At 43.9% G+C, this 6,770-nt stretch carries 6 protein-coding genes; 3 read left to right on the top strand and 3 right to left on the bottom strand.

The genetic code is table 11. The features are described 5' to 3' along the window. Positions 1–81: 81 nt before the first annotated feature. The 3 genes from ACMJ0U_RS02520 (at position 82) to ACMJ0U_RS02510 (ending at position 2,940) form a co-directional block, all read left to right on the top strand. Entirely contained in the window at positions 82–681 is a 600-nt protein-coding gene (locus tag ACMJ0U_RS02520) for a MarC family protein (RefSeq protein WP_417127962.1), read from the top strand. Positions 682–751: 70 nt separating this feature from the next. Beyond that, a complete protein-coding gene (gene mnmA / locus ACMJ0U_RS02515) occupies positions 752–1,822 on the top strand; it encodes a tRNA 2-thiouridine(34) synthase MnmA (RefSeq protein WP_417127960.1) in 1,071 nt (356 codons plus the stop codon). Between the two features lie 17 nt (positions 1,823–1,839). Next, positions 1,840–2,940 carry a tetratricopeptide repeat protein gene (locus ACMJ0U_RS02510; RefSeq protein WP_417127958.1) on the top strand — a complete coding sequence of 367 codons (1,101 nt, stop codon included), beginning with the start codon at positions 1,840–1,842 and terminating at the stop codon, positions 2,938–2,940. Positions 2,941–2,978: 38 nt separating this feature from the next. Here the strand turns inward: ACMJ0U_RS02510 and ACMJ0U_RS02505 are convergent, their stop codons facing one another. The 3 genes from ACMJ0U_RS02505 to ACMJ0U_RS02495 all read right to left on the bottom strand — a co-directional run bounded on the left by ACMJ0U_RS02505 (position 2,979) and on the right by ACMJ0U_RS02495 (position 6,665). After that, complete coding sequence (locus ACMJ0U_RS02505) at positions 2,979–3,635, bottom strand: HAD family hydrolase (protein ID WP_417127957.1); 657 nt, start codon at positions 3,633–3,635, stop codon at positions 2,979–2,981. 7 nt (positions 3,636–3,642) lie between these two features. Continuing rightward, a complete protein-coding gene (folB, locus tag ACMJ0U_RS02500; protein ID WP_417127956.1) occupies positions 3,643–4,014 on the bottom strand; it encodes a dihydroneopterin aldolase in 372 nt (123 codons plus the stop codon). Between the two features lie 107 nt (positions 4,015–4,121). After that, positions 4,122–6,665, bottom strand: a complete 2,544-nt coding sequence (locus ACMJ0U_RS02495; protein ID WP_417127954.1) for an adenosylcobalamin-dependent ribonucleoside-diphosphate reductase — start codon at positions 6,663–6,665, stop codon at positions 4,122–4,124. Between the last annotated feature and the right edge of the window lie 105 nt (positions 6,666–6,770).

The following is a 6,770-nucleotide window of genomic DNA, read 5'->3' as shown; positions in this document are numbered from 1 at the left end:
TTACAGTCTGATAATGTTTGTCGTTCCCTTGCAAGTGTATAAAAAAATCATAACTTTGCAGTAATAATTTTGGATATAGCTATGAGTGGATTAGATTTTCAGCAGTTTTTGAGTGCCTTTATCGTTCTTTTTGCCGTAATTGATATAATTGGTTCCATCCCTATTATTCTGGACCTGAAACAGAAAGGGCGGTCTGTGAATGCTCTCAAAGCCACTCTTATTGCTTTTGCACTTTTGATAGGATTTTTTTATGCAGGCGACATGATGTTGCGTTTGTTTCAGGTAGATATCGCTTCGTTTGCGGTGGCTGGTGCGTTTGTTATTTTTCTGATGTCGCTGGAGATGATTTTGGACATCGAAATATTTAAAAATACGGGGCCAATTAAGGAAGCCACGCTGGTGCCTCTGGTCTTTCCTTTGCTGGCCGGTGCCGGTGCATTTACTACTTTACTTTCATTGCGGGCAGAATATGCTCCGATAAACATCGTATTGGCATTGGTACTTAATATGGTATGGGTGTTTATCGTTTTGAAACTGACCGACCGCATTGAGCGTATGTTAGGGAAAGGCGGTATTTACGTCATTCGCAAATTTTTCGGTATCATCTTGTTGGCTATTTCAGCTCGCTTGTTTACGGCAAATATTACTTCACTTATTGAACAGTTCCAGGCTTTGAAATGAGATATACCCTGAAAAAGGTATTGGGCATTTGATATGCCGGTGGTATATTTGTCGTTAAAATAAGAAATATATGAATATAGCAGCTTTGATTTCGGGAGGAGTAGACAGTGCAGTAGCTGTGCATCTGTTGTGTGAGCAGGGATATAAGCCTGATTTGTTTTATATAAAAATTGGTATGGATACGGACGACGGGCTGACCTGTACGGCTGAGGAGGACATTGAACTTGCTTCTGCCACTGCGCGTAAGTATGGACTTTCTTTTCATATTGTCGATTTACAGCAGGCTTATTGGGACAATGTGGTAGCTTATACGGTAGACAGGGTACGTCGTGGTTTGACTCCCAATCCTGATGTGATGTGTAACAAGTTGATAAAGTTTGGCTGTTTTGATCGGGAGGCCGGACGGGGTTATGATAAGATTGCTACGGGACATTATGCCTCTACACAGGATATAGATGGATATACGTGGCTGGCTACGGCCAAAGACCCGGTGAAAGACCAGACCGACTTTCTGGCTCAGATTGATTACTTGCAGGTGTCACGTTTGCTGTTTCCTTTGGGGAATTTTCTCAAGGAAGAAGTACGGGAAATGGCGTTGAAAGCTTCTTTGCCAAGTGCCCGCCGGAAGGACAGTCAGGGTATCTGTTTTTTTGGAAAGATAAACTACAATGACTTTATCCGTCGTTTTTTGGGAGAACGTCCGGGGGCGGTCATAGAATTAGAAACTGGAAAAATTATCGGACAGCACCGCGGGTATTGGTTTCATACCATTGGCCAGCGTAAAGGACTGGGACTGGGTGGTGGTCCGTGGTTCGTAGTAGACAAGAATGTGGAAGAAAACATTATCTATGTGTCGCATGGATATGATACAGAAAAGCAGTTCGGACATTCCTTCTGTGTAAAGGATTTTCATTTTATCACCTTGAATCCATGGAAAGAACAGGAAACTGAAATTTGTTTCAAGATACGTCACACGGATACCTTTCAGGCTGGAAAAGTGCGCTTTGCCGAAGACGGAACGCTGCTGGTTTCCAGTAAGGAACCGATACAGGGCATAGCGCCCGGACAATTCGGGGTGATTTATGATAAGGATGCTCATCTGTGTATTGGTAGTGGTGAGATCCGTGCGAAGATTTATTAAAGGTAGAAAGGGTAACTATGCGAATTTCTTTTCAATTGAATGCGGCTTCTCCCTTGCGGATTAAAGATTTCTTTCGCAAGCTGGAGGTTCCTGTTGAACTGACGGTACAGGGTACTTACCGTGGGGAGACTCATTATTATTTTCACCGGCCGAAACATTCCACTACTTCATTTGTCATTTCTGACGATATGCATGGCAAAATAGTGATAGGTATGGATGGACTGTCCTCATACGATGATTATAAGTTTTTTCCTTACCTGATTGATACACTGAGCTTGTCTCTGAATGGACACAGCCCGAAATTGATATCGCGGGAGGATGGAAAGGCTTATAGCGTATATGAAAGACTGGGTGCACAATGGATAGAAGACTGTATCGGAGAAGAAATAGCTTCTCTGAAAGTGATACTATCCGTCATTCCTCGTTGTTACCTGGAACTTCCCAGAGAAGGGATTCGTTATGTGTCTTTGGAACAGTTAAAAAAATATGGAGTGAATCTTCATTCTTCTACTTCGCGCATTTACGGTTACATACAATACCTGCTTCGCAAGGGTTGGTTATTGGAAGCAACCAAGGAAGAATTTCTGGCCGACCGTATGGCTTATGCGATGGATGTGGAGGTTGATGTACCGCAGCATGTTTCTATCGGACGGGTCAAGTCATGGCAGACTGACGGCACCGAAACATGGGAAAGTTTTTCGCGGGAAGACGTAGACATGCTGCTGGAGTTGGGAAAGGAGTATCGTGAAGGAACGCCGGTTGACGGAGTCGTATTGAACGACATAGGCACTTTATACCAGGAAGGAGTAGGGGTGTTTCCTGACGGATATCAGGCAGAGTTCTGGTTTAAGGAAGCTGTTCGTCAGGGTGATTTAACCTATGCTTCGGCTAATTTGGGGGATTTGTATCGTAAAGGATGTGGCGCATTGCCTGTGTCACTTCCTCAAGCTTTTGAAGCTTATCGGCATTCGTCCGATCCCTATGCTTTCTATCGTATCGGACAAGGGTATGAAGAAGGATGGGTTGGAGCTCCAGATTTACATCTGGCCATGTTTTGGTATAAAAAGGCAGCTCAGGCCGGACATCATCTGGCTCTTAAACGACTTGCCCGTGAGTAATTTTCAGACCCTGAAAAAGTTTCCTTTCATTTTCCCCTTTAAGAAAGTTGTAGAAAGTCTGTAATTTCTTTCGGATTTTCCACCAGAAGGTCAGGCTGAAATGATTGTAGTTCACTCTTCGGGCGGAATCCCCAGCATACTCCTATGGTGGTAACTTCTGCATTGAGTCCTGTTTGCATGTCTACTCCCGAATCACCGATGTAGACTACCTCCTTTTTTTGCACGCCACTTATTCCTATAATCTCGTGAATAATCTGTGGGTCGGGTTTGGTCGGTATATTTTCCCGTTGTCCGAACACTGCCGTGAAGTGAATGGATGGAAAATATTGCCGGATAAGTTTTTCTGTAGCTTCCTGATACTTATTGGAAGCGACAGCCACTTGGATATGCTGCTCCTGAAGTTGTATGAGCAGTTTTTCGATACCGGGGTAAGGTTGGCTTAAATCCGCATTGTGCAGGTTATAATAAGGCACAAACTTAGAACGTATACGCAATACATTTTCTGGCGTTCTTTCCGTTTCGGGAAGAGCCCTTTCAAAAAGTTTGTTGATTCCGTTTCCTACGAAGAAGCGATAAGCGTCCGTAGGATGTGTGGGATAGCCAAACTGAGTCAGTGCATAATTGGTAGCTGCTGCCAGGTCGGCAATAGTGTTCAGTAAAGTTCCGTCCAAGTCAAAAATTACAAGTTTCTTCATATTTGTGTTAGTCTTTGGTGTAAATGGATTCAACTCCTGTTGCTTGGCATTCAGCCCCCATGGGAGGATTCTGTTTGAACAAGGCAATTTTTATTTCCGTGATTTGTGGAAAAACTTGAAACAGTCGTCTCGCGATGCGCTGTATTACATGCTCTAATAATTGGGAGGGAATTTTCATTTCTTCCTTCACAATCTCAAATACCTCAGCATAATTGATGGTGTACATCAGGTTGTCGGTTTGTGAGGCTTGGCTGAAATCAGTTTTCAACCGCAGGTTGAGTGTATATTCGGCACCTACCTTATTTTCCTGAGGCAGTACCCCGTGGAATGCGAAAATTTTCAACCCTTTCAAATGAATATACATATCACTTTGTTTCATCTTCTTTTACTGAATAAAGAGAGGCATGAATCGTATAATTGCTGAAATTCAGTGTCTGTACGATTCATGCCTGCGTATTTATCGAATAAGATGTATTTAACTGGAGATTATCCGCAACGTGAAGAACCGCATGTCTTGCAAATCAGGCAACCTTCCTGATATACCAGTGTTTCATGACCACAGTTCGGGCATTTCACGCCTTTGGCTTCAGTACCATCCTGTACGTATTTCTTCAGTGCTCTTTCTACACCGTTTTTCCAGGTGTTGATGTTCTCACTATCAAGTTGTAAAGAACCTACCAGCTTGATAACTTGTTCAATAGGCATTCTCCAACGGAGTACACCTGAAATAAGTTTAGCATAGTTCCAGTATTCCTTATTGAACTTTTCAGAAAGGCCTTCAATGGTCATCTTATAGCCGCGCTTGTTTTCGAACTGGAAGTCATAATGCTTGGTTCCGTCGTCGTCGTAGCTTTTAATAATGCGTCCGGTAGTGACAGATTTTGGTAACACGATACCTTCTTCATCATCTTGCAAACCAGTGAAGATTTCGTATGGTCTTCCGTCCAGCAAACCTACGAATGCTACCCATTTCTCTTTGTTGTTCTGGAATCGTACCACATCAGCTTCCAGTACTTTCGGGCGCACTTCGACTACCTGAGGAGGTTTACAGTGGCATTCTTCCTCTTCCTTCTTGTCTTTTTTCTTGGTAGAAAGAAGCACTCCGGCGCGTGAACCGTCACGGTATACCGTACATCCTTTACATCCTGAGCGCCATGCTTCTACATACAATTGGTTGACGAGGTCCTCACTTACGTTGTTGGGTAAGTTGATGGTGACACTGATCGAGTGGTCCACCCATTTCTGGATACGTCCTTGCATTTTCACTTTCATCAACCAGTCCACATCGTTTGATGTTGCCTTGTAGTAGGGTGATTTTTCTACCAGTTCATCGATTTCCTCTTGCGTATATCGTTTATCCGGATCATATCCGTTGATTTGCATCCAGGTGAGGAACTTGTGGTGGAATACCACATATTCTTCGAATGCATCTCCTGTTTCGTCCACGAAATCCACGTGTACGTTCGCATCATTCGGATTTACTTTACGGCGGCGTTTGTAAACAGGCATGAATACCGGTTCAATACCAGAAGTCGTTTGTGTCATCAAACTGGTAGTTCCTGTCGGAGCAATGGTCAGGCAGGCAATGTTTCTTCTGCCATACTTTTTCATTTCTTCGTACAACTGTGGGTCTGCTTCTTTTAAGCGGTTGATGAACGGGTTGTTCTTTTCACGTTCAGTATCGTAGATTTCAAACGCACCACGTTCTTTGGCCATGTTCACAGACGAACGATATGCTTCCAGTGCAATTGTCTTATGTACTTTTTCAGAGAATTCCGTAGCTTCTTCTGTTCCGTAGCGTAATCCCATAGCTGCCAGCATGTCGCCTTCTGCAGTGATGCCTACGCCGGTACGGCGTCCCAGTCCGGATTTGCGGTAAATTTTCTCCCATAGGTGGCGCTCACTTCCCTTCACTTCCATGCTTTCAGGGTCGGAGTCAATCTTTTCGAGGATGCGTTCAATTTTTTCCAGTTCCAGGTCGATGATGTCGTCCATGATGCGCTGAGCCAGTGCCACGTGTTTCTTGAACAGTTCAAAGTCGAAATAAGCTTCCGGAGTAAAAGGATTTACTACGTATGAATACAGATTGATAGCCAGCAAACGGCATGAGTCGTACGGGCATAATGGAATTTCGCCACATGGGTTAGTCGATACGGTACGGAACCCTAAGTCTGCATAGCAGTCGGGCACAGATTCACGGATAATGGTATCCCAGAATAACACACCCGGCTCTGCCGATTTCCATGCGTTATGTACAATTTTTTTCCATAAAGCCGAAGCGTCAATTTCTTTCGACGTCATCGGGTTAGGCGAATCTATCGGATATTGTTGTGTGTAAGGCTTTCCGTCTACTGCGGCCTGCATGAATTCATCGTCCAGTTTTACGGAAACATTGGCACCCGTTACCTTTCCTTCGGTCATCTTGGCATCGATGAAAGATTCGGAGTCAGGATGCTTGATTGATACACTCAGCATCAAGGCGCCGCGGCGTCCGTCTTGGGCTACTTCACGGGTTGAATTCGAATAACGCTCCATGAAAGGAACAAGACCGGTTGAAGTCAAGGCAGAATTCTTTACCGGAGAGCCTTTCGGGCGGATGTGAGACAAGTCATGTCCTACACCTCCGCGGCGTTTCATCAATTGTACTTGTTCTTCGTCGATGCGGATGATGGCTCCATAAGAATCAGCGCTTCCGTCAAGTCCAATTACAAAACAGTTCGACAATGAAGCAATCTGGTAGTCATTTCCGATTCCCGTCATCGGGCTTCCTTGGGGAACGATGTACTTGAAATGGTCAAGCAAATCAAAAAGTTCCTGAGAACTGAGAGCATTGGGATATTTAGCCTCTATGCGGGCTACCTCATTGGCAATTCGCCAATGCATATCCTCTGGGGACTTCTCATAGATGTTTCCAAATGAGTCTTTCACTGCGTATTTGTTTACCCAAACACGCGCGGCTAATTCATCTCCTTTGAAATACTCCAACGAAGCGTTGTAAGCTTCATCGTAGCTGTACGTTTTCTTTTCCACGGTTATTATATGAATAAGTTTGTTGTCAATAAAAATAGTAAAAATGTAGAGTTCGCTCTTATTGCTAACAAACGGTTGCAAAGCTAAAGATGTTTTTTTAATTCA

The organism is Phocaeicola sp. (assembly GCF_048170425.1).
In the GTDB taxonomy this organism is placed as follows: Bacteria; Bacteroidota; Bacteroidia; order Bacteroidales; family Bacteroidaceae; genus Phocaeicola.
This window is presented reverse-complemented; position numbering and strand designations above follow the sequence as displayed.

Excerpts from the sequence above, each read along its gene's own strand:
- ACMJ0U_RS02520 (WP_417127962.1), top strand. The coding sequence starts at position 82 with ATGAGTGGATTAGATTTTCAGCAGTTTTTGAGTGCCTTTATCGTTCTT.
- mnmA (WP_417127960.1), top strand. The coding sequence starts at position 752 with ATGAATATAGCAGCTTTGATTTCGGGAGGAGTAGACAGTGCAGTAGCT.
- ACMJ0U_RS02510 (WP_417127958.1), top strand. The coding sequence starts at position 1,840 with ATGCGAATTTCTTTTCAATTGAATGCGGCTTCTCCCTTGCGGATTAAA.
- ACMJ0U_RS02505 (WP_417127957.1), bottom strand. The coding sequence starts at position 3,635 with ATGAAGAAACTTGTAATTTTTGACTTGGACGGAACTTTACTGAACACT.
- folB (WP_417127956.1), bottom strand. The coding sequence starts at position 4,014 with ATGAAACAAAGTGATATGTATATTCATTTGAAAGGGTTGAAAATTTTC.